This window comes from Streptomyces sp. A2-16 (assembly GCF_018128905.1).
Lineage (GTDB): Bacteria > Actinomycetota > Actinomycetes > Streptomycetales > Streptomycetaceae > Streptomyces.
Window position 1 is genome coordinate 1,267,898 of the sequence record NZ_CP063808.1, and the last position, 21,332, is coordinate 1,289,229.

The following is a 21,332-nucleotide window of genomic DNA, read 5'->3' on the forward strand; positions in this document are numbered from 1 at the left end:
TGCGTCCGGTGAGGGCAACGCCGCTCGTGGCGGCCGCCGGTGTGTGCGTACGGCGACAGGCTGTCGCCCATGCTCACAGCTCATGCGCGACCGGCGCGGCGCCGACAGGGTGAACGCCGCCACCGGTCCCTCCTGGCCCGGGCCGTAACCGTCGCGGCGACCGTCCTGGCCCTCGTGCTGACCCTGCCCGGCGTCGCGTCCGCGGCCCCGGGCGACCTGGACACCTCGTTCAGCGGCGACGGCAAGGTCCTCACCGACATCGCCGACGACGACCAGGCCTACGACGTGGCGGTCCAGCCCGACGGGAAGATCCTCTCCGTCGGCTCCTCCGCCGACAACGCCTCGATCGAGGGCCGCTGGGCGCTCACCCGGCACAACGCCGACGGCACCCCGGACACCGGCTTCGGCACCGGCGGCACGGTGACGACCGCCGTCAACAACATGGACCCGGACCTCCAGTGGAGCGAGGCCAACGCCGTGGCGCTCCAGCCCGACGGCCGGATCGTCGTGGCGGGCTACAGCGCGCGCGGGTACGAGGACTGCTGCTGGTTCACGGTGGCCCGGTACAACTCCGACGGCAGCCTGGACAACACCTTCAGCGGTGACGGCAGGTTCTTCGCCGACATCGCCGGGCCGACCGAGGCCCGTGACGTGGCGGTCGACGCGTCCGGCCGGATCGTCGCGGCCGGCTACAGCGGGGGCGAGGTGGCCGTGGTCCGCCTCAACGCCGACGGCACCCCCGACACCACGTTCGGCGGCGACGGCACGGTGACCGCCGACCCGTCCGCCTCCCTCGAGGAGGGCGGCGACGCCCGCGCCCTGGTGCTGCAGCCCGACGGGAAGATCGTCGTCGGCGGCCAGGTGGGCTCGACCCGCTTCGACTTCCTGCTGATGCGCTTCAACACCAACGGCAGCGTGGACACCGGCTTCGACGGCGACGGCATCGTCCGCACCGACTTCGGTGACTACGAGTCCGTGGAGGGCCTCGCGCTCCAGTCCGACGGGAAGATCGTCGCCGCCGGCGGCGACAGCCTGGCCCGCTACAACCCCTCCGGCTCCCTCGACACCGGCTTCGACGGCGACGGCAAGGTCGTCCCCGCCGGAATCGGCGTATGGGACGTGGCGCTGCAGCCGGGTGACGGGCGGATCGTCCTCGCCGGTGACGCCGGGCCGGCCGGTGACTTCGCCGTCCGGCGCTACAACCCCGACGGCAGCCAGGACAGCGGCTTCGGCACCGGGGGCACCGCGACCGCGGACTTCGGCGGCAGCGACTTCGCCCGGGCCGTGGCCGTCCAGTCCGACGGCAGGATCGTCGCCGCGGGCCGGGGCGGCCCGGACACCGACTTCGCCCTGGCCCGCTTCCAGGGCGGCGGCACCGTACCGCCGCCCCCGACCGGAGTGGACCTGTCGGTCACGAAGTCCGGCCCCGGCACGGTCAGCATCGGCGACCGGGCGACCTACACCGTCACGGTCACCAACAACAGCACCGGCACCACCGCCACCGGCGTCTCCCTCACGGACACGTTCACCGGCCCGGCCGGCTCGGTGATCTCGGCGACCCCCTCCCAGGGCACCTGCACCACCGCCGTCACCTGCGCCCTCGGCACCCTCGCCCCCGGCGCGAAGGCCACCGTCACCGTCGTCGCCGAACCCCGTGCCACCGGCACCCTCACCGAACGCGCCTCGGTGACCGCCACCCAGAGCGACCCGGTCACCGCGAACAACACCGCCACGGTGACCACCACGGTCAACAACGCCCGCGGCTGCACCCGCATCGGCACCAGCGGCAACGACAGCATCACCGGCACCTCCGGCAACGACGTGATCTGCGCCCTCGGCGGCGACGACACCGTCAACGCGAGCTCCGGCAACGACACCGTCCACGGCGGCTACGGCAACGACCGCGTCGACGGCGGATTCGGCAACGACACCCTCAACGGGGGCCCCGGCAACGACAACCTGATCGGCAACTACGGCACCGACAACCTCAACACCGTCGACGGCGTCGCCGGCAACGACACCGCCAACGGCGGACCCAACACCGACACCTGCACGACCGACTCGGGCGACATCCGCTTCAGCTGCCCCTGACGGCCGGTCAAGCACTGACCCCGTTGTGCCCGCCCCGGTCCTCCAGGTACCGGGTGTGGGTCTCCTGGCGGCGGGCCTCCGTGTCCCGGAGGGCCGCCGCCAGGTGCTGTGCGTCCTTCTTCATCAGCCCCAGCTGCTGCTCCAGCTGGAGTTCGGGGGACTCCGTGCCCGGTGTCATCCGCGTCCACCACCGGGTGCGTACGAAGCTGTCGACGGCCTCGGGCAGGTCGCGCCGGACGATCCGGGACAGGGAGTGCACACCCTCAGGGTCGTGGGTCAGCAGCTCCTTGCTCCAGCCGTGGTCGAGCAACGCGGCCAGCAGCTCGGTGAGTTCGCGCAGCCGGGCCGCCGCCGTGACCGACAGGTCGATGTCCGTCAGATAGGTGTGGAGCGTCGCGAAGTCCGCGCGCAGGGATTCCAGTTGGGCCGAGGGGTCGGGGAAGTCCGGGAGCGGGGGCCGTTCCGGGGGTGCGATCAGGGCGCCCGCGCCGTACAGGCCGGCCACGACCACCGGCCAGTACGGGCCGGCCACCCCCGTGAAGGTCAGCACCAGACCGGCCAGCCCGCACGCGCTTCCCGCGATGTTCTTGCGGGACTCCAGGTATCTACTGATAGCCACGGATCTCCTCGAAGGCGCCGTCCAGCGAGCCCTGCCGGGCGTCGAAGAGGCGGCCGCCGGTCAGGTCGGCGATGTGGGCGAGTTCGGAGCGGTCGGAGTCGCCGAAGAGGATGGGGAAGACCGGGATCCGCTGTCCGGCCGGGGTCAGGCTGTCCCGGTAGAAGTCGTCGAAGTCCCCGGCGCCGACGCCCGCCGTGTTCTCTCCGTCCGTCATCAGCACGATCGACCTGAACGTGTCGCGGTCGGCGCCGAGATGGGCGTACGCCTGCTCCAGCGAGGTGTAGATCGCGGTGTCGCCGGCGGCGGAGAGCGCCGAGGTGTCCTCGCGGATCGAGGCCAGGCCCTTCCGCGGATCCTTCGGGTCGACCACGTGCGTCCGTACGCTCTTCACCTTCGAGCCGAACGGCATCAGCGTGACCTCCTCGCGTTCGCGGAAGTCGGCGGTGAGGTCGACGAGGGCCGTCTTGAGGCGGTCCAGGCGGTCGCCCTCCATCGAGCCCGAGGTGTCCAGGACGTACACGGTCCGTGACGGGCGGCGCAGCTCGTTCTCGTAGGAGTCGAGCAGGTCGTCGGCGACGGAACGGCTTCCCGGGAAGGGGAGTTCGCGGCGCCGGGTGGTGTCCAGGCCGCTCGCCGGCGGGACCGAGGCGACGACCGGGCGGCGGTGGGTGCGCTCGGTGATCAGCCGCTGGATCCTCTCGGTGCGCAGGTCCTGCGTCAGCCGGCGGACGTCCTCGCGGGTCCGGGCGTTCGTGGACCTGAGCGAGGTGACCGGGTAGTCGGCGGTGATCACGCCGTCGCGGGGGCGGATCACGGTCAGGCCCGGGATGCCCTGGAGGACGGACTCGTAGTTGAGCAGCGCGTCCACGTCCCCGCGCCGCTCGTAGGCCGCGGCCAGCCAGCCCGAGGAGCCCGAGGTCAGCTTCTGGCCCTTGAAGAACTCCTTCAGCCGGGGCGTGGCCTCGGTGACGTTCGCGTCGGTGAGCGCCGACTGGGCGCCGGAGAGGGCGGAGGCCACCGCGACCAGTGTGGCGAAGCCGGAGTTGGAGCGGGCCGGGTCGGTCATGCCGTACGTCAGCCTCCCGTCCTGGACGGCCTGCTCGACCTGGGACCAGGTGACGTCGTCGGGCTTCCAGCCGAGCGCCCTGGCCTTCGCGGACTTCACTCCGATCGCGACCGGGCTCGACATGACGGGGGTCTCGGAGAGGACCTTCCGCGCCGCGTCGGGGCGCAGCCGGAGGTAGTCGTTCGAGGACAGCCACAGGGCGTCGTAGGCACCGTCGGCTCTGCCCTCGGCGAGCAGGTCCACGGCGTCCAGGGTGCCGAGGTACGTCGGCCGGACCTTGATCCCGGTGTCCTTCTCGACCTGGGCGAGGACCGGGGCCATGTCGCCGAGCTCGCTGGAGGCGAGGACGCGCAGGGTGCCTGGCTCGGCGGGGGCGGGGACACCGGGCGTCGAGACGCCGCTGATCCCGTCCTCGTGTGTCGTGCAGGCGGTGAGCAGGCCGAGCGCCGCGAGGCAGCCGGCCAGGACCCGTCGTCTCATCCGAGGCCCCCTTCCAGGGCGCCCTGCGAGCGGCTGCGCTCCAGGTACCCACTGGCCTGCCGGAGTTCAGTGGTCAGCGACTCCACGGTCGCCGCCATCACCTCGGTCGCCTGGACCTTGTACGTGTCGATCGTGTCGAGGGTCCGGTAGATCTGCTGGAAGGCGCTGCGCAGGGTCTCGGCGCCGACCGCAGGGTCGGCCGCGATGCGCTGGATCTCCCCGCTCTGCGTCGCCAGCATCTCGGCGTTGCCCCGGATCAGCTCCTCGGTCGTCCCGCGCAGCGCGTTGACCTGCTCGATCACCTTCTTCTGGTGGTCGAGCGCGGAGGCCAGCATCACGGCGATGCGCAGGGCCGACACGGTGGTCGTGGCCGCCCGGTCCACCCCCTTGATCAGCTCTTCGTTGTTGCGGCGCACGACGTCCATGGCGAGGTAGCCCTGTGCGCACACGGCGAGCTGGGTGAGCAGGTCCTGGTGCTTCTGCCGGACGGGGAAGAGCACGTCGGCGCGGAGCGTGTCGGCCGCCTCGGGATCTCCCACGGCGGTGATGTGCCGCTCGACGGCCGTGTCCAGGGCCTCGGTCAGGACGACGTACTCCTGGAGCTTGCCCATGGTCTCCCACAGGCGGACCCGCTCGGTCTGCAACGCGGCGTTGTCCCGGCGCAGTTCGTCCTGGCCGCCGCGCAGCGAGCCCACGATCCGGTTCAAGGTGCCCTGCGCGGAGGCGTACTTGGCGACATGGTCGCGCAGCTTGTTGCCGCCGGGCAGCCGGGAGAGGAACCTGCGGCCCTTCGCGGCGGGCAGGTCCCGGGGGTCCAGGTCCTCGACCACGCGCCGCAGTTCGACGAGCGAGCCCGCCACCTGGGACTGGGCGTCCCCGCCCTTGTCGGGAAGGCTGCGCACGGTCCGCTCCAGCATCCGGTTGGACTGCGCGGCGGCACTGCGCATCTCGCCCGTGCCGAGCCCGGTGATCTCACCGACCTTGCCGGCGAACTCGGGGGAGCGGGCGTCGAGCGTGGCGAGCCCCTCGACGTATGCGGCGGCCTTGTCGGCCATGTCGGCGCGGACGGATTCGTCGACGGGGACGAGCCCGCCGGCCTTCTCACGCGGCACGGCCGCGACGGCCTCGGGAGGCGTGAGCACGAAAGTGTCGTCGTTCATGGGTGTCATGGCTGTCGTCCCCCGTTATCCGCGCGCCCGTCGCGCCAGCTCGTGCAGCACCGCGGAGGTGGGCACGGGCGCCTGGCGGACGCCGGTCAGTTCCTGCTGGAGATAGGTGGTGGCCGAGGCGAACTCGGTGGCCTCGCCCTGCGGCCGGAACCCGTGCCTGACCTCCAGCTTCCGCAACCGCGGGTCACTGGACAGGAGTTCGGCGAGGGCCTGGCCGTCCTCGGTCAGCGGTACGACCGTGTGGTCGCTGTTGACCGTGGTGTCCGGGTAGAGGACGACCAGGTCGTCGGGGTGCTGTCCGTCCGCGAGGAGCGAGGCGACCTGGGACTCGTAGACCAGGACCAGCGGGTTGCCGGCGCCGCTGACGAAGTCCCGGAAGGCCGCGTCGGAGCTGGACTGCTGGGCACCCTGCACGCTGACGAGCTTGTGCAGCAGGGGAGTCGTCCTTCGGACCTCGGTGCCGCTCGCGACGACCTTGCCGCCGTTCGCCACGTAGGAGGCGGCGGCGAGGTAGAGGGCGCCGGAGTTGGAGGTCTCCGGGTCGGTGCTGGAGAGGTAGAGGGTGCCGGTCAACTCCCCGTACCTGTCCGCGCCCTTGAGCTGCTGCCAGGTGCGGTCCTCGCGGGCCGCGTCGAGATAGGCGGCCATCCTGAGGGTGCCGCGGTGTTCCGCGTCCAGCGTGGCCAGGCCGTTGCCTGCGAGGACCCCGGCGGCGCCTCGGTGCGCCACGACGACGAGGGGCGAGTAGAAGGGGCGGGGGAGGGTCCCCCGTACCTTGTGCTTCGCGGCGAGTTCGGCGGCCGGCGCCTGGCTGGACGGGAAGGCGAAGTCGTACCCGCCCAGGTCCAGCCCCTCCATGGCCCAGGACCCGGAGGTCTCGGCCTTCACGGTGTAGCCCTTGGCGGCCAGGGCCTTCACCACGTCGGGATCCTCGAAGAACTCCGCCTTCTCGGACCCGATCACTGCGCGCACGGTCTTCGTTGCCGTGCCCTTGTCCTCATTGCCACGGCCCGCCACGACGGCTGCCACCACGCCGCCGATCAGCAGAACCGCGAGGACGATTCCTGCTATTCGTCTCACGAGTGCAGAGTGCTCGCGGAACCCAACATTCCCCGATGGGAACGATGAACGGGGGGTGACATACCGGCCCCGGCACTGCAACTCCCCAAGGGGCGCGGGGAACTGCGCGACAAGCCCCGAGGAACCCGCACCCGCAGGACGACAGCGACCCCTGCGGCGAGCAGGCGCCCCGGCTCAAGCGAACGCAGTGCTGTGGCACCCGGTCCGCGCGTCGCTGCGGGTGCGCGCGGACCGGGGCCGTTCAGGGAGCCGTGGGGCTCAGTGGGTGGCGAGCTCGCGGGGCTCCAGGGCCGCCGCGTGGGAGTCCATCCGCTCGGCCGCGAGGATCGCCGCCGCCGTGTCCGCACGGGAGGCCGCCACGAGCAGCGCGCGCCCGGCCACCGCGTGGGCGCGCCGGTGCAGGTCGGTGACGTGGGGGTCCGAGCCGATCGAGGTCAGGGACGCACGGGCCGGTGTGCCTCCGCCCCGCAGCCGGGCCACCTGCTCGGCGAGCCGCTCGGCGGCGAGGTCCAGGTCGGCGCAGGGTGCCAGCGCACGCAGCTCGTCGGTGAGGGCGAGCAGGGCGGCGAGATGACCCGCGAGCTGGATGTCCAGCTCTTCCTCACGGGAGCGGTGAGGGAAGTCGGTGGGGGCGTCGGCCATCGTGGAGTGGACCGACTTGGTGCGGATCGGCTCGTACATGGGATGGCCTCCTGTGCTGTCAGGAAACCATCCTAGCTTAGATTCCGTCTAAAGTTGAGCGAGTGGAAAAATCAGATCGAAGATCTACGGCTGGCCGTACCCGTCCAGGAAGTTCCCGATCCGCCCCACCGCGTCCCGCAGATCGCCGACCGTCGGCAAGGTGACCACCCGGAAGTGATCGGGCTCGGGCCAGTTGAAGCCGGAGCCCTGGACGACCATGATCTTCTCCTGGCGCAGCAGGTCCAGGACCATCCGCCGGTCGTCCTTGATCTTGAAGACCTTGGGGTCGAGCCGCGGGAAGAGGTACAGCGCCCCCTTCGGCTTCACACAGCTCACGCCGGGGATCTGCGTCAGCAGCTCGTACGCCACGTCACGCTGCTCGACGAGCCGCCCGCCCGGCAGGACGAGGTCGTTGATCGACTGCCGTCCGCTGAGCGCGGCGACCACTCCGTGCTGTCCCGGCATGTTCGCGCACAGGCGCATGTTGGCGAGGACGGTCAGGCCCTCGATGTAGGAGTCGGCGTGCGCGCGTGGGCCGGAGATCGACATCCAGCCCACCCGGTAGCCCGCGACCCGGTACGCCTTGGACATGCCGTTGAAGGTGAGGGTCAGCAGATCGGGGGCGACGGCGGCGGTCGGGGTGTGGGTGGCGCCGTCGTAGAGGATCTTGTCGTAGATCTCGTCCGAGCAGACCAGCAGGTTGTGCCGGCGGGCGATGTCCGTCAGCCCCTTGATCATGGTCTCGTCGTAGACCGCGCCCGTGGGGTTGTTGGGGTTGATGATGACGAGCGCCTTGGTGCGGTCGGTGACCTTCCGCTCCACGTCCGCGAGGTCGGGCATCCAGTCCGACTGCTCGTCGCAGCGGTAGTGGACGGCCGTGCCGCCGGAGAGGGAGACCGCTGCAGTCCACAGGGGGTAGTCCGGGGCCGGGACGAGGACCTCGTCGCCGTCGTCGAGCAGGCCCTGCATGGCCATCACGATCAGCTCGGAGACGCCGTTGCCGATGAAGACGTGCTCGACGTCGGTCTCGATGCCGATGGTCTGGTTGTGCATGACGACGGCCCGGCGTGCGGCCAGCAGGCCCTTCGCGTCTCCGTACCCGTGGGCCGTCGACACGTTCCGGAGGACGTCCTCGAGGATCTCCGGCGGCGCCTCGAACCCGAAGGCGGCGGGGTTGCCCGTGTTCAGCTTGAGGATGCGGTGCCCGGCCGCTTCCAGGCGCATCGCCTCCTCGAGAACCGGGCCCCGGATCTCGTAACAGACATTGGCGAGCTTGGTCGACTGGATCACCTGCATGCCTGGGAGCTTACGGCCCGGTAACGCTTCCTGGGTCGTGTTTTCCGCCACGTGAGACGCGGCGGTTTGGGCTGTTATCGCCGGTAGCTGTCTCACCTGCCGCATCCGTCTCTACAATCCATCGCCATGTCGAGGCCAGTCGAGTACGAGTCCGGTGCGCCGCGCGTCTACCAGCCGCAGCCCGCATCGGCCCCGGCGTACGAGGAGTACGCGGATCCGGCGGCGGCGCACGGCTGGCAGAACGTGTACGACGCGACGGCCGAACTTCCGGTGATCGAGCCCGCAGGCCCTGAGTCCGGGGTCCGGGAGGCGGCCGGTCCGGATTCCGCCGGTCGGGCCGCCCGGCGACGGGCCGCCCGCGGCAGGGACAGGAGCGGTCGGCGCTCGCGCCGGGTCGTCGTGGCCGTCGGAGCCGTGGGAGCGGTGTCGGCGGCGGCCCTGATCGCGGGCCTGTCCCTGTCGGGCTCCTCCTCGAGGCCCGCGCAGGACCAGGTGGACGGCACCCCGTCGGCCTCCGCCGGGACGAGCGACGCCACGGACCGGGCCGCCAGCACCGGGCCGGCCGCTCCGGGTCCGGCCGCCTCCGGGGAGCCGGGGGCCGGGACCGTCCCGTCCGGCACCGGTGCGAGCGCGTCGGCGACCGCGTCCGCGGAGACGCGGACGAGCGGAAGTCCCTCGGCCACGGCCCCCTCCGTCGCCCCTTCGGCAGCGGTGAGCTCCGCCTCCGCGGGCGGTCCGGGCAACTCCGGCGGCAAGGGACGCGGGCAGGGCGCCACGAAGGGCCCCAAGTAGGCGTCCGCTAAGTAGGCGTTCCACTGGGTAGGTTGGCCGAGCGGCGGAACGCAGGTGCGAGCTCGGCACAGCTTCTTGCCCAATCACCCACCCCTCTTCACAATGTGCATGACAAAATCGCGGGCGGCCGGAAGATTTCCGGCCGCCCAAGTCGCAAGAGGGGACCCCCACATGAGAAAGCCTCTCGTCGCCGCGCTCAGCGCCCTGGCCCTGGCCGGGATAGGCGCGGCACCCGCGGTCGCCGCCGAGCCCGCCGCATCCGGCGTCGGCAAGAGCGTGGACACCGACACCCCCGTCTCCGTGGTCAAGGACGTGGTCACGTCCGCCACCTCGACCCTGTCCCAGGTCACGTCACCGAAGCTGCAGGCCGTGACCCTCGCCGGGACCGTCTCGCTCAGCAACTGCTCCGGCTCGGTCATCCGGTTCCCGAACTCCCTGGACACCGACCCGGCGCTGGTCCTCAGCAACGGGCACTGCCTCACCACTGGCTTCCCCGAGCCGGGCGAGGTGCTCACCAACCAGGCCTCCAGCCGGACCTTCGGGCTGCTCAACTCCTCCGGCACCCGGGTCGCCACGCTGCGCGCCAGCAAGCTCGCCTACGGGACGATGACCGACACGGACGTCTCGATCTACCAGCTCACCAGCACCTACGCGTCGATCAAGAGCTCGTACAACATCTCCCCGCTCACCGTGCAGGACACCCACCCGACCGCCGGGACCGCGATCACCGTGGCCTCCGGCTACTGGAAGCGGCTCTACAGCTGCAACATCGACGGGTTCGTGTACCGCCTGAAGGAGGGCGACTGGACCTGGAAGGACTCGGTCCGTTACACCTCCGCCTGCCAGACCATCGGCGGCACCTCGGGCTCGCCCGTCATCGACCAGGCCACCGGCAAGGTCGTCGCCGTCAACAACACCGGCAACGAGGACGGCCAGCGCTGCACGGAGAACAACCCGTGCGAGGTCGACGCGAACGGCAACGTCACCGTCCGCGAGGGCATCAACTACGCCCAGGAGATCTACAACATCCCGGCCTGCTTCACCACCGGCAACCAGCTCAACCTGAACGCGAGCAGCTGCACCCTGCCCAAGCCGTAAGGACCGCACAGCAAGGCGCGCGGCGTTCCGTCACATGGGACTGCGACGGACCGCCCTGCCCGCCAGCACATCCGTCCTTGCGCCGTCCTCGATCACGAACCGGCCGTCGACCAGGACGTGGGGGATGCCCGCCGGCAACCGGCGCGGCTCCTCGAACGTCGAACCCGGTGCCACCGTCAGCGGGTCGAACAGGACCAGGTCCGCGCGGTACCCCTCCCTGACCAGGCCGCGGTCCGGCAGGCGCAGCCGGGACGCCGGGCGCGAGGTCAGGTGCGCGACGCACTCCTCCAGGGACAGCACCCCCAACTCCCGCACGTACGTGCCGAGATAGCGCGGGAACGTGCCGTACGCCCGCGGATGCGGCTTGGCGCCCTGCAGGATGCCGTCGGAGCCGCCGGTGTGCACCGGGTGCCGCATGATCGTCCGGACGTTCTCCTCGTGGCCGACGTGCTGGAGGATCGACGGGGCCAGCCGGTCGGCGAGCAGCAGCCCGCGGGCGGTCGTCCAGGGGCTCTCGCCCCGCGCGCGGGCCGACTCCGCGACCGTACGGCCCACGTAGTCCGCGAAGGCCAGGTCGCCGACTCCCGAGATCTCGACGGTGTCCCACTCGACGGGCACGCCGTGGCAGCCGTCGGCGCCGAGCTCCTCCAGGTGGTGCCGTATGCGCTCGGCCGTGTCGTCGTCCGCCAGCCGCTTCAGGACCGCCTCGGGACCGCCCTCGCCCGCCCAGCTCGGCAGCAGGGCCGCGAGGGTCGTGGAGCCGGGGGTGTAGGGGTAGGTGTCCAGGCTGATGTCCGCGCCCGACGCCAGCGCCTCGTCCAGGAGGGCGAGCAGCTCGGGTGCCCGGCCCTTGTTCACACCGAAGTTCATGGTGGCGTGGGCGAGGTGCAGGGCGCAGCCGGCCTCCCGGCTCAGGGCGACCATCTCCTCGTACGCCTCGAGGGCGCCCGCCCCGTACGAGCGGTGGTGCGGGCAGTAGTAGCCGCCGTACTCGGCCACCACCCGGCACAGCTCGGTCAGTTCGGCGTCCGGGGCGTACATGCCGGGCGTGTAGGTCAGGCCCGACGACATGCCGAGCGCGCCCTGCTCCATGCCCTCCGCGACCAACCGGCGCATCCGGGCCAGCTCCTGACCGGTCGCCTCGCGGTCCTCCCAGCCGACGACGAGCGCGCGGACCGTGCCCTGGGGAATCAGATAGGCCGCGTTGACGGCGATCCCGCGGTCCAGGCGGTCCAGGTACTCGCCGACCGACCGCCAGTCGAAGTCGATGTCGTCGCCGGAGCCGTTCCACCCGGTGATGGCGCGGCGGACCTCCTCCAGGGTGCGGTCGTCGACCGGGGCGTACGACAGCCCGTCCTGGCCCAGCACTTCGAGCGTGACGCCCTGCGCGGCCTTGGCACTGTGGTCGGGGTCGCGCAGCAGGGCCAGGTCGCTATGGGCGTGCATGTCGATGAAGCCGGGGGACAGGACGAGGCCCTCTGCGTCCAACTCGCGCCGGGCCTTCGGGCGTTGGCAGCCCGCGTCGGCCGCCTCCTTGACGATCGAGACGATCCGGCCGCCGTCGACCACCACGTCGGCGCGGTAGGAGGGGGCGCCGCTGCCGTCGACCACGTCAGCGTCCCGGATGACGAGCTCTTCCATGCCGGACCTTCCGCTTCTGGACGCTTCTAGAAGAACGTACGGATGTATTCGACAACCGTGCCGTCGGCCTCGGCGACCGGGATCAGCTGCCACTTGTCGAAGGACGTGCACGGGTGGGAGAGGCCGAGGCCCAGCCAGTCGCCGACCTCCACATCGGCCTCCGGGGCGGTGGTCAGCCAGGCGTGCTGGTCGGAGAGGGCGGTCACCTCGATGCCGGTGGCCGGGCGCTCGATGCCGTCCCTTCGGACCACCTGGGCGAAGGGAAGGTCGAGGTCGTAGGCGGCGTCCCGCTTGCCCGCGTTGGTGAAGGCCTGGCCGGGGGAGGGGCGGGAGACGACCTGTGTCCACAGGCGGAACGCGGGCTCCAGCGCGCCCTCCTCGGAGATCCGGTTGAAGGGGGTCACCTTGCGGTAGTGGCCGTCGTCGTGCGAGACGTAGGCGCCGGAGCGGAGCAGCTTCAGGACGGGCCGGGACAGTTCGGGGATCTCGGCGAAGACGTCGGCGACCGCGTCGAACCAGGCGCTGCCACCCGCGCTGACCACGATCTCGTCCGGTGCCGCTCCGGCGAACCGTCCCGCCTTGTCGAAGTCGGCGGCCAGGGCGACGAGCCGGCGCAGCCAGGCGTGCACACGCTCCGGGTTCGCCTGCGGGACCTCGCCCTCGTACCCGGCGACGCCGACCAGCCGCAGCGTCCCGGTGGCCGCGACCGCGTCGGCGACGGCCGCGCACTCCGCCTCGGTGCGGATCCCGGTGCGGGCGCCCTCACCGGCGGCGAGTTCCACGACGACGTCCAGGGGGCGGGAGGTGCCGCGCAGGGCCGCGTCCATCAGCTCGACCCCGCGGACGGAGTCGACGTAGCAGACGAAGCGGAAGTCCGCGTCGCTCGCGAGCTCCCCGGCGATCCAGCGCAGCGCCGCCGGATCCACGAGCTCGTTGGCGAGGAAGACCCGCTCGATGCCGAAGGCGCGGGCGACCCGTACCTGATGGGGCACGGCCAGGGTGATGCCCCAGGCGCCGTGCTCGATCTGGCGCCGGAAGAGCTGGGGGGCCATGGTCGTCTTGCCGTGCGGGGCGAAGGCGAGGCCGTGGCGGGCGGCGTACGTCTCCATGAGCCGGAGGTTGTGGTCGAGGCGCTCGGCGGACAGGGCCAGAACGGGCGTCGCGAAGCCGTCGGTGAAGAGGTTGCGGCGCTGGGCCGTCAGCTCGGCCACGGTCAGTCCGTCCGCGTCCGGGGGGAGGCCCTTGAAGCGGTGGTCGACACGTTCCTCCGCGAGGCGGGCGAGCGCTTCGGTACCGGACACGGGGCCTCCCTGAGGGGACGACGAGCGTTGCAGTGCATGCAACGCTCATTGCGTATATCGCTGAGTGCTGTCTAACATCCACGCCAACGCCGGGTCAATCAAGGAGCTGCCCCCATCGTGAATGCCCCCGACGCCGTGGACGTCGTCGCGCTCGGCGAGTCCATGGTCACGTTCCTGCCCAGCCGCCCGGGACGGCTCGCCGAAGTGCCGTCCTTCGAGCGGGGAATCGGGGGCGCGGAGTCCAACGTCGCGTGTGTTCTCGCGGCGGCCGGTCATTCCGTGCGCTGGGTCAGCCGGGTCGGGGCCGACGGGTTCGGGGATCACCTGGTCGAGACGATCGGCGGGTACGGGGTCGACGTCTCCGCCGTGGGACGGGACGCGTCGCGGCCCACGGGCGTGTACTTCCGTACGGCACAGGACCGGGCGTCGGACGGCCATGAGGTCGCCTACTACCGGGCCGGTTCCGCGGCTTCTGCGATGTCCGTGGCCAACGTGGACCCGTCGGTGGTGCGGGCCGGGCGGGTGCTGCACCTCTCGGGGATCACGGCCGCGTTGTCGGCCGGGTGCCTGGAGTTGCTGCGCGAGCTGACGGCGCCCGGTGAGGGACGCCCCTTGATCTCCTTCGACGTCAATCACCGGGCCGGGCTGTGGCGGGACGACGACGGTCCGCGGGTGCTGCTGGAGCTGGCGCGCGGGGCCGACATCGTGTTCGTGGGGGAGGACGAGGCGGAGGAGGCGTGGGGCGTCACGGGCGGCCCGGCGGCGATCCGCGCGGTGCTGCCCGAGCCGGGGGTGCTGGTGGTGAAGCAGGGCGGGAAGGGCGCCACCGCTTTCGTGACACCCTCCGCACCTCCCGCACCTTCTGCACCTCCCGCACTCTTCGCACCTCCCGCACCTCCCGCACCTCCCGCACCCCACCCTCGGCACCGGTCGGCGTCCGCCTTCGTACCCGCCCTCGCCGTCGACGTCGTGGCCACCACCGGCGCCGGCGACGCCTTCGCGGCAGGATTCCTCTCCGCGACCCTCCGCCACCTCCCCCTCCGCGACCGCCTGAGGTACGGCCACCTCTGGGCCGCAGCCGCCCTCACCGTCCCCGGTGACCTGGCGGCACCCCCCTCCCGCGCGCACGCCGACCGCCTCGTCGCCGCCGGGGACGACACGTGGGGGACACTTCGACTCGGCCCCGGCTGGACGCAAGCCGACCCGGCCCCGGAGGAGGTACGCACCCCATGAGCCAGACCGTCGACCGAGCACTCAGCATCCTGCCGCTGCTCGCCGAGGGCCCCGCCGACCTCGGCCAGGTCGCCGACCGCCTCGGTGTCCACAAGTCCACCGCGCTGCGCCTCCTGCGCACCCTGCACGAACACGGCATGGTCTACCGCCAGTCCGACCAGCGCTACCGCCTCGGCGCCCGGCTCATCGCGCTCGCCCAGGAGGCGATGGAGAACCTCGACATCCGGGAGATCGCCCACCCCCACCTCGTACGGCTGAACGAGCAGTGCGGACACACCGTCCACCTCGCCGTGTACGAGGAGGCCGAGGTGCTCTACATCGACAAGGTCGAGAGCCGCTACCCGGTGCGGATGTACTCGCGGATCGGCAAACCGGTCGCCATCACCGTCGCCGCGGTCGCCAAACTGCTGCTCGCCGACCTTCCCGAGGCCGAGCGGCACGCCCTCGCCGACAAGCTCGAATACCCCCTGTACACGGCCCGTTCGACCCCCAACGCCCCCGCCTTCCTCAAGGAGCTGGAGCGGGTGCGCGAACAGGGCTGGGCCACCGACCTCGGCGGCCACGAGGAGTCCATCAACTGTGTCGCGGCCCCTGTCCGGGGCGCCGACGGCAGGGTCGTCGCCGCGATGTCGGTCTCCGCGCCGAACGTCGTCGTCACCGCCGAGGAACTCCTCACCCTCCTCCCACAGGTCCGCCGTACGGCCGATGCCATCAGCGGCGAGTACTCCGGCAGAACCACACCAAAGGACCCCGTATGACGGACAAGATCGCGCTCACCCCCAAGACCCACACCACCCCGCCCGCGAAGTTCTCCCACGGGGTGAGGAAGGGCAACATCCTCCAGGTCGCAGGGCAGGTCGGCTTCCTGCCGGCCGAGGAGGGCAAGGCCCCGACGCCCGCCGGGCCCACCCTGCGCGAGCAGACCCTGCAGACCCTCGCCAACGTCAAGGCGATCCTGGAGGAGGGCGGCGCCTCCTGGGACGACGTGATGATGATCCGCGTCTATCTGACCGACGTGGACCACTTCGCCGAGATGAACTCGATCTACAACACCTACTTCGAGGAGCAGGGCCTCACCGCGCCCCCGGCCGCCCGCACGACGGTCTACGTCGGCCTGCCCGCCGGACTCCTCATCGAGATCGACGCGCTCGCCGTCCTCGGCTGACGCTCCCCCGACTCCCGCACGCACACGGCATGGCACCTCACGGGGTGCCGTGCCGCGCTCCCCCCTGCCCGAAAGCTCCATGCACCCACGCAGAGGACCTCCCCCATGTCGCTACCGCTCGCCGCGGCCACCGAGACACCCCCGCACACCGGTGGACTGCTCCTCCTCGTCGACGGCACCGCGGGCCTCCTCACGGTCGCCGCCCTCGGTATCGCCCTGCTGCTCCTCCTGATCATCAAGGCGAGACTCCAGCCCTTCGTCGCCCTGCTCGGCGTCTCCATAGCCGTCGGCCTGCTCGCGGGTCTCTCGGTCACCGAACTCTTCGGCACGGTCCAGCGGTCGGACGCCGTGTCCACCATCGAGTCCGGGATGGGCGGCATCCTCGGCCATGTCGCGATCATCATCGGCCTCGGCACCATGCTCGGCGCGATCCTCGAAGTCAGCGGCGGCGCCGAGGTGCTGGCGTCCCGGCTGCTGAACCTCTTCGGCGAGAAGCGCGCGCCCCTCGCGATGGGCCTGACCGGACTGATCTTCGGTATCCCGGTCTTCTTCGACGTCGGCATCTTCGTCCTCGCGCCGATCGTGTACGCGGCGGCCAAGCGCAGCGGCAGGTCGATCCTGCTCTACTGCCTGCCGCTGCTGGCGGGCCTGTCCATGACCCACGCCTTCCTGCCCCCGCACCCGGGCCCGGTCGCGGCCGCCGGTCTGCTCCACGTGGACCTCGGCTGGGTGATCCTCATGGGCATCGTCTGCGGCATCCCGGCGGTGCTGGCCGCGTGGGCGTACTCCGCGTGGATCGGCCGCCGCATCTTCGTCGCCGTCCCGCAGGACATGGTGGAGGCGGCCGCCGAGGCCAAGCAGGCGGTCATCGAGGAGCAGCGGACCCAGGGGGTCGTGCCGCGCGAGGACCCCGTGCCCCTCGCCACGGTCCTCGGCATCATCGGGACGCCCCTGGTCCTGATCCTCGCCGCCACGTTCTCCTCGATCGCGCTCGACCCCTCCACCGGCCGCTCGGTCGTCGAGTTCTTCGGCAGCCCCTTCGTGGCCCTGACGATCGCCCTGGTCCTCGCGTACTACCTCCTCGGCATCCGCCGCGGCTGGTCCCGCAAGTCCCTGGAGACGGTGTCGACGGCGTCCCTCAAGCCGGTCGGCAACATCCTGCTCGTCGTCGGCGCGGGCGGGGTCTTCGGCGCGGTCCTGAAGGCCAGCGGGGTGGCCCAGGCCCTCTCGGACACCTTCAACGACGTCGGTCTGCCGGTGATCGTGCTGTCGTACCTGATCTCGGTGGTCCTGCGCGTCGCCCAGGGCTCGGCGACCGTCGCGATCGTGACGACGGCGGGCATCGTGGCGCCGCTGCTGTCCGAGGGCCACCACTCCCAGGCCTTCGTCGCCCTCGTCATCATGGCCGTCTCGGCCGGCTCCATCTTCGCCTCGCACGTCAACGACGGCGGCTTCTGGATGGTCGCCAAGTACTTCGGCATCAGCGAGCGGGACACCCTCAGGACCTGGACCGTGCTGGAGACGGTGCTGTCGGTGGCCGGCTTCCTGGTGGCCGCGGTGCTGAGCCTGTTCGTGTAGGTGCGGTGGCCCCATGTAGGCGTCCGATAACGATGTAGGGGTCGGCTGTGTGCGGCACAGGATCGTCGACCATACTGCCCGCTGTGGAGCAGCGCATAGGTTCGAGCAGCCAGCCCCTGGAAGGCGCCGGATTCGACCCGGCCTTCATCCCCGGGCTCACCTCGCCCGGTTCCGGCGAGGCGGAGAAGCCCAAGCCGGAGGACGCGGAGAGGGATGCCGCACCGGAGGAGGACGTCGACGAGCCCACCGCCGAGGAGACCGAGGAGGAGGTCGCTCCCGAGGGCCCCGTCTTCGAGGCGTCCGACCGGCGCGCGAGGATCGTCGCCGACCACAAGGGCGTCCGGCTCTCCCTCGACGACCAGTCCTGCGAGTTCCGCTGGGACGAGATCGGCGCGATCGAGACGGAGTCCCCGCGCTTCGGGAAGCGGTTCACCATCACGGTGCACACGCCCGACCTCCGCTGGTACCCGATCGAGATCGAGGCCACGTCGAGGTCGAGCTTCACCGAGTGGGACGAACAACTGGACGCGGTCATGGACGAGTACTTCGAAGAGGAGCCGACGGAAACCGAGTGAGGGGCGCGGGGAACTGCGCGGCCGGCCACGACCGGCCCGCAGCTCCCCACGACCCGTCACCTGCGTCGGCCTAGCAGTACTGCGCCTGCTTCCCGATCGACCGGTACATGCAGTCCGAGTTCTCCAGCAGCTGCAGCACCGCGTCCCGGTTCCGTGACGTCTCCCGCTCGATCACCTCGTCGGGCGGGTAGAACCCACCCCCGGAGCTGGACGACGGGTACATCTCGAAGGTGTACGAGAAGATCTTGTGCGTGCCCCAGAGGTAGTCGTCGATCGACCCGTCGGTGATGTACAGGTCGCTCGCCTGCTCCGCCGTGTACCCGTTGCTCGCGGCCATCTTCTGCCCGACCGTCTTGAACACGGCGTTGTCGTCCGCCGTCATTCCGGTCGCCGTGTCGGAGTACGTGTACCCGTAGGGCCACAGCACCAGTTCGCTGTACGTGTGGAAGTCGATGTTCGTCTTGATCTGCTGGACCCCGCCGACGACCCGGCTGCGCACGAAGTTGGCGACGACCTTGACCTCGGGCGCGGACTCGGCGGACGGACCCCGGTAGGTCTCGGAGGACGTCGACCCGGAGGAACCGCCGCAGCAGCCCCAGCGGTAGGCCCAGTTGCGGTTGAGGTCCGTACCGACGGCGGAGGAACCGGAGTTGGGCTGGCGGTTCTTGCGCCACGAGCGGTACGAGCCGGTGGCGATGTCGTACTCGCCGCCGTCCGGGTTGAGGTCGGGGACGATCCAGATCTCACGGTTGTTCACCATGTTGGTGATCCGGGAGTCGCTCCCGTAGCCCGCGCCGAGTTCGCGCAGCAGGTACAGCGCCATCTCCACCGTGAGGTGCTCGCGGGCGTGCTGGTGGTGGGTGAACAGCACCTCGGGCTCGGCCTCGTCGGTCGCCACGTTGTCGCTGATCTTGATGGCGACGATGTCCCGGCCCTGGTACGAGGTGCCGATGACCCGCTTGCTCATGATGTTCGGGTAGGCGGCGAGCCGCTGGTCGATCTCGGCGTTCATCTCGGCGTAGTTGTGGTAGCGCGAGTCGGCCGAGGGGAAGTCGAAGAGCCGTGTCTCGTCGGGCGCGGCCCGGTCCGGGGCCGAGCCCAGTGCGGAGACCTGGTAGCCGAGTTGCCGCAGCTTTCTGATCTGGTCGGCGCGTCCGGAGACCACGACGGTCTCCTCGTCGGCCTCGTCCACCGTCACACCCGTCTGCTGGATCGCCGTACGGGTCACGGGTGTCGAGTGCTGATGGATCTCGTACTGCCTGACGTCCTCGGCGCCGGGGGCCGCCTTCGGGGCGCTGTCGGCGTTCGCGGAGAGGGGGGCCGCGAGGGCGAGGGCCAGAACGGCGGCCAGGGCGGCGTAGCGGGGGCCGCCGCGGTTGCCGGAACCGCGTGTGCGAAGTCGCATGAAGTCTCCTGTGGTCTCCAGGGATTCCGGGATCTCCGGAAGTGGGGAGTGGAGCGGGGGGTGGTTCAGCGAATTCTGCGACGTGCTGCCGGTGCGGGTGTGCCGCTCATCGTGGGCTTGTGGCATGAGCAGGTCAAGAGCACATAAGGACGCGATGGCGTGAAACCATGCCGAGTTCCTTCACCGCACGCCCTCTTGCCGGTCCTCGATCTTTAGGGTTTCTTGACCTTCATGGCGGACACCACGGACAACACAGTGACCGGTGAGGCGAACCCCGTACCGCGCAGGTCCAGTTGGCGGTACATCGGCCCGGGGATCGTCGTCGCGGCGACCGGCGTCGGCGCCGGGGACCTGGTGGCCACGCTCATCGCGGGCAGCAACTTCGGCTACACCCTGCTGTGGGCCGCGGTGATCGGCTGCCTGGTCAAGATCTCCCTCGCGGAGGCGGCGGGCCGCTGGCACCTGTCCACCGGCCGCACCCTGTTCGACGGCTGGGCGAGCCTGGGCCGCTGGACCACCTGGTTCTTCGCCGTCTACGTGGTGATCTGGGGCTTCGTGTACGGCGCGGCGGCGATGTCGTCGAGCGCGCTGCCGCTGCAGGCGCTGTTCCCGGACGTGATGGACCTCGAATGGTGGGCCATCGCCTGCGGTCTTGTCGGCCTGGTCTTCGTCTGGTTCAACAAGTACGCGGTCTTCGAGAAGGTCATGACGGTCCTGGTGGGCGTCATGTTCGTGGTGACGGTGTACCTGGCGATCAGGGTCACCCCGCACCTGGGTGACGCCTTCGCGGGCCTGCTCCCCGTCCTGCCGGACGAGAAGGACTCCATCCTCAACACCCTCGGCCTGATCGGCGGCGTCGGCGGCACCATCACGCTGGCCGCCTACGGCTACTGGGTCAACGCCAAGGGGTGGACCGACACCGGCTGGATGAAGGTGATGCGCCTGGACAACCGGGTCGCCTACATCACCACCGGCATCTTCGTCGTCGCCATGCTCTTCGTCGGCGCGGAGCTGCTGCACAGCGCCAACGTGGCGATCGCGAGCGGCGACAAGGGACTCGTCCAGCTGAGCGACATCCTGGCGGACGAGTACGGTTCGGCGACCGCCAAGTTCTTCCTCATCGGCTTCTTCGCCACCTCGTTCACCTCGCTGATCGGCGTCTGGCACGGCGTGAGCCTGATGTTCGCGGACTTCGTGGCGCGGCTGCGCGGCCGGGCGGAGGCGGGCGGGGAGTCCGTGGCCGCCGGCACGCACGAGCGCTCCTGGCCCTTCCGCGCGTACCTGCTCTGGCTGACGTTCCCGCCGATGGTCCTCCTCTTCCAGGGCCAGCCCTTCCGCCTGGTCATCATCTACGGCGTCCTCGGCGCGGCCTTCCTGCCGTTCCTGGCCGGCACGCTCATGTGGCTCCTCAACTCGGCCCGGACGCCGAGGGAATGGCGCAACGGCCCGCTGAGCAACGCGATGCTGGCGATCGCGGGCCTGCTGTTCCTGGTCCTGTGCGTGAAGCAGATCTGGGACCAGCCGTGGTCGGAGTTCCTCTGACGGAGGCGAGGGCGGGACGGCCCCCGCGACCGGGTCCTCGACGGGTCGATATCCTCACCCCCGGACCACACCACCACCCGGGGGCCACTCCATGACCACCCAGCCACCGCCCTACGGCGGGCAGCCGCACCCCTACGGCACCCCACCCCCGCCCCCGCCGGGCGCGGCCCCCGGCTTCGGCCCGCCCCCGCCCCCGTCGGCGTTCGCCCAGCAGCCGCCGCAACCGGTCTTCGAGGGACCGGAGTTCATGGCCGTCGACCGGCACAACTCCGTCGTCGTCGACTCCGCCGGGGTCGCCTTCGAGGACCACGGCCACTCGGCGGAGTTCCCCTGGCACGAGATCCGCAGCGTCCACTACAAGGCCGGCCCCGGCGGCAAGACCCTGATGGTGGCCGTCATCCACCTCGACGGCCGCTTCTACGAGTGCGTGGTCGACGCGAAGAACCGGGACCGACTGGGCGAGTGGTTCGCCCAGCTGGCCCCGGTGCTCGGGTACTACCGGCCGTTGGCGTAGGAAAGA

At 70.9% G+C, this 21,332-nt stretch carries 19 protein-coding genes; 10 read left to right on the forward strand and 9 right to left on the reverse strand.

Annotated features, from left to right (window positions below; all coding sequences use genetic code 11):
* The first annotated feature begins 69 nt into the window (after positions 1-69).
* A complete protein-coding gene (locus IOD14_RS05955; protein ID WP_212669816.1) occupies positions 70-2,091 on the forward strand; it encodes a DUF11 domain-containing protein in 2,022 nt (673 codons plus the stop codon).
* Between the two features lie 7 nt (positions 2,092-2,098).
* On the opposite strand, the gene IOD14_RS05960 is transcribed toward IOD14_RS05955, so the two are convergent.
* The 6 genes from IOD14_RS05960 to IOD14_RS05985 form a co-directional block, all read right to left on the reverse strand.
* The gene (locus tag IOD14_RS05960; protein WP_212669817.1) at positions 2,099-2,710 is read right to left on the reverse strand and encodes a hypothetical protein; all 612 of its coding nucleotides are present in this window, start codon (positions 2,708-2,710) and stop codon (positions 2,099-2,101) included.
* On the reverse strand, positions 2,697-4,256 hold the full coding sequence (locus tag IOD14_RS05965) for a VWA domain-containing protein (RefSeq protein WP_212669818.1): 1,560 nt from the start codon (positions 4,254-4,256) through the stop codon (positions 2,697-2,699). The genes IOD14_RS05960 and IOD14_RS05965 overlap by 14 nt, the downstream gene beginning before the upstream one ends.
* Positions 4,253-5,416, reverse strand: coding sequence for a toxic anion resistance protein (locus tag IOD14_RS05970; RefSeq protein ID WP_212669819.1), 1,164 nt, complete (start codon positions 5,414-5,416; stop codon positions 4,253-4,255). The genes IOD14_RS05965 and IOD14_RS05970 overlap by 4 nt, the downstream gene beginning before the upstream one ends.
* A 24-nt stretch (positions 5,417-5,440) precedes the next feature.
* Positions 5,441-6,505: a substrate-binding domain-containing protein gene (locus IOD14_RS05975; RefSeq protein WP_123991372.1), complete on the reverse strand. Its 1,065-nt coding sequence runs from the start codon at positions 6,503-6,505 to the stop codon at positions 5,441-5,443.
* 258 nt (positions 6,506-6,763) lie between these two features.
* A complete protein-coding gene (locus IOD14_RS05980) occupies positions 6,764-7,186 on the reverse strand; it encodes a hypothetical protein (protein ID WP_212669820.1) in 423 nt (140 codons plus the stop codon).
* An 84-nt stretch (positions 7,187-7,270) separates the two neighbouring features.
* Positions 7,271-8,482, reverse strand: a complete 1,212-nt coding sequence (locus tag IOD14_RS05985) for a pyridoxal phosphate-dependent aminotransferase (RefSeq protein WP_123991374.1) — start codon at positions 8,480-8,482, stop codon at positions 7,271-7,273.
* Between the two features lie 126 nt (positions 8,483-8,608).
* On the opposite strand from IOD14_RS05985, the gene IOD14_RS05990 reads away from it, so the two are divergent.
* Both IOD14_RS05990 and IOD14_RS05995 read left to right on the forward strand, forming a co-directional pair.
* Positions 8,609-9,274 (forward strand): hypothetical protein, encoded by a 666-nt coding sequence (locus IOD14_RS05990; RefSeq protein ID WP_212669821.1) that lies wholly within the window; start codon positions 8,609-8,611, stop codon positions 9,272-9,274.
* 171 nt (positions 9,275-9,445) lie between these two features.
* On the forward strand, positions 9,446-10,372 hold the full coding sequence (locus IOD14_RS05995) for a serine protease (protein WP_212669822.1): 927 nt from the start codon (positions 9,446-9,448) through the stop codon (positions 10,370-10,372).
* Positions 10,373-10,402: 30 nt separating this feature from the next.
* Here the strand turns inward: IOD14_RS05995 and IOD14_RS06000 are convergent, their stop codons facing one another.
* Together IOD14_RS06000 and IOD14_RS06005 are read right to left on the reverse strand one after the other, a co-directional pair.
* A complete protein-coding gene (locus tag IOD14_RS06000; RefSeq protein WP_212669823.1) occupies positions 10,403-12,013 on the reverse strand; it encodes a D-aminoacylase in 1,611 nt (536 codons plus the stop codon).
* Positions 12,014-12,039: 26 nt separating this feature from the next.
* Complete coding sequence (locus IOD14_RS06005) at positions 12,040-13,314, reverse strand: amino acid deaminase (RefSeq protein ID WP_212669824.1); 1,275 nt, start codon at positions 13,312-13,314, stop codon at positions 12,040-12,042.
* Between the two features lie 117 nt (positions 13,315-13,431).
* On the opposite strand from IOD14_RS06005, the gene IOD14_RS06010 reads away from it, so the two are divergent.
* From IOD14_RS06010 to IOD14_RS06030, 5 genes are all read left to right on the forward strand, one after another.
* Positions 13,432-14,547, forward strand: a complete 1,116-nt coding sequence (locus IOD14_RS06010) for a sugar kinase (RefSeq protein ID WP_212669825.1) — start codon at positions 13,432-13,434, stop codon at positions 14,545-14,547.
* A complete protein-coding gene (locus IOD14_RS06015) occupies positions 14,544-15,305 on the forward strand; it encodes an IclR family transcriptional regulator (protein WP_123991380.1) in 762 nt (253 codons plus the stop codon). Before IOD14_RS06010 ends, IOD14_RS06015 begins: the two co-directional genes overlap by 4 nt.
* A complete protein-coding gene (locus IOD14_RS06020) occupies positions 15,302-15,712 on the forward strand; it encodes a RidA family protein (protein WP_020119606.1) in 411 nt (136 codons plus the stop codon). Before IOD14_RS06015 ends, IOD14_RS06020 begins: the two co-directional genes overlap by 4 nt.
* A gap of 105 nt (positions 15,713-15,817) precedes the next feature.
* Positions 15,818-17,290, forward strand: a complete 1,473-nt coding sequence (locus IOD14_RS06025; protein WP_123991381.1) for a gluconate:H+ symporter — start codon at positions 15,818-15,820, stop codon at positions 17,288-17,290.
* A gap of 83 nt (positions 17,291-17,373) precedes the next feature.
* The gene (locus IOD14_RS06030) at positions 17,374-17,865 is read left to right on the forward strand and encodes a hypothetical protein (protein WP_212669826.1); all 492 of its coding nucleotides are present in this window, start codon (positions 17,374-17,376) and stop codon (positions 17,863-17,865) included.
* Positions 17,866-17,935: 70 nt separating this feature from the next.
* On the opposite strand, the gene IOD14_RS06035 is transcribed toward IOD14_RS06030, so the two are convergent.
* Positions 17,936-19,270 (reverse strand): M14 family metallopeptidase, encoded by a 1,335-nt coding sequence (locus IOD14_RS06035; RefSeq protein ID WP_123991383.1) that lies wholly within the window; start codon positions 19,268-19,270, stop codon positions 17,936-17,938.
* 231 nt (positions 19,271-19,501) lie between these two features.
* Between IOD14_RS06035 and IOD14_RS06040 the strand changes: the two genes are divergently transcribed.
* Together IOD14_RS06040 and IOD14_RS06045 are read left to right on the forward strand one after the other, a co-directional pair.
* Complete coding sequence (locus IOD14_RS06040) at positions 19,502-20,812, forward strand: Nramp family divalent metal transporter (protein WP_212669827.1); 1,311 nt, start codon at positions 19,502-19,504, stop codon at positions 20,810-20,812.
* Between the two features lie 91 nt (positions 20,813-20,903).
* Complete coding sequence (locus IOD14_RS06045) at positions 20,904-21,326, forward strand: hypothetical protein (protein ID WP_123991385.1); 423 nt, start codon at positions 20,904-20,906, stop codon at positions 21,324-21,326.
* Positions 21,327-21,332: the final 6 nt, after the last annotated feature.

Excerpts from the sequence above, each read along its gene's own strand:
- IOD14_RS05955 (WP_212669816.1), top strand. The coding sequence starts at position 70 with ATGCTCACAGCTCATGCGCGACCGGCGCGGCGCCGACAGGGTGAACGC.
- IOD14_RS05965 (WP_212669818.1), bottom strand. The coding sequence starts at position 4,256 with ATGAGACGACGGGTCCTGGCCGGCTGCCTCGCGGCGCTCGGCCTGCTC.
- IOD14_RS05970 (WP_212669819.1), bottom strand. The coding sequence starts at position 5,416 with ATGAACGACGACACTTTCGTGCTCACGCCTCCCGAGGCCGTCGCGGCC.
- IOD14_RS05980 (WP_212669820.1), bottom strand. The coding sequence starts at position 7,186 with ATGTACGAGCCGATCCGCACCAAGTCGGTCCACTCCACGATGGCCGAC.
- IOD14_RS05985 (WP_123991374.1), bottom strand. The coding sequence starts at position 8,482 with ATGCAGGTGATCCAGTCGACCAAGCTCGCCAATGTCTGTTACGAGATC.
- IOD14_RS05990 (WP_212669821.1), top strand. The coding sequence starts at position 8,609 with ATGTCGAGGCCAGTCGAGTACGAGTCCGGTGCGCCGCGCGTCTACCAG.
- IOD14_RS05995 (WP_212669822.1), top strand. The coding sequence starts at position 9,446 with ATGAGAAAGCCTCTCGTCGCCGCGCTCAGCGCCCTGGCCCTGGCCGGG.
- IOD14_RS06000 (WP_212669823.1), bottom strand. The coding sequence starts at position 12,013 with ATGGAAGAGCTCGTCATCCGGGACGCTGACGTGGTCGACGGCAGCGGC.
- IOD14_RS06015 (WP_123991380.1), top strand. The coding sequence starts at position 14,544 with ATGAGCCAGACCGTCGACCGAGCACTCAGCATCCTGCCGCTGCTCGCC.
- IOD14_RS06020 (WP_020119606.1), top strand. The coding sequence starts at position 15,302 with ATGACGGACAAGATCGCGCTCACCCCCAAGACCCACACCACCCCGCCC.
- IOD14_RS06025 (WP_123991381.1), top strand. The coding sequence starts at position 15,818 with ATGTCGCTACCGCTCGCCGCGGCCACCGAGACACCCCCGCACACCGGT.
- IOD14_RS06035 (WP_123991383.1), bottom strand. The coding sequence starts at position 19,270 with ATGCGACTTCGCACACGCGGTTCCGGCAACCGCGGCGGCCCCCGCTAC.
- IOD14_RS06040 (WP_212669827.1), top strand. The coding sequence starts at position 19,502 with ATGGCGGACACCACGGACAACACAGTGACCGGTGAGGCGAACCCCGTA.
- IOD14_RS06045 (WP_123991385.1), top strand. The coding sequence starts at position 20,904 with ATGACCACCCAGCCACCGCCCTACGGCGGGCAGCCGCACCCCTACGGC.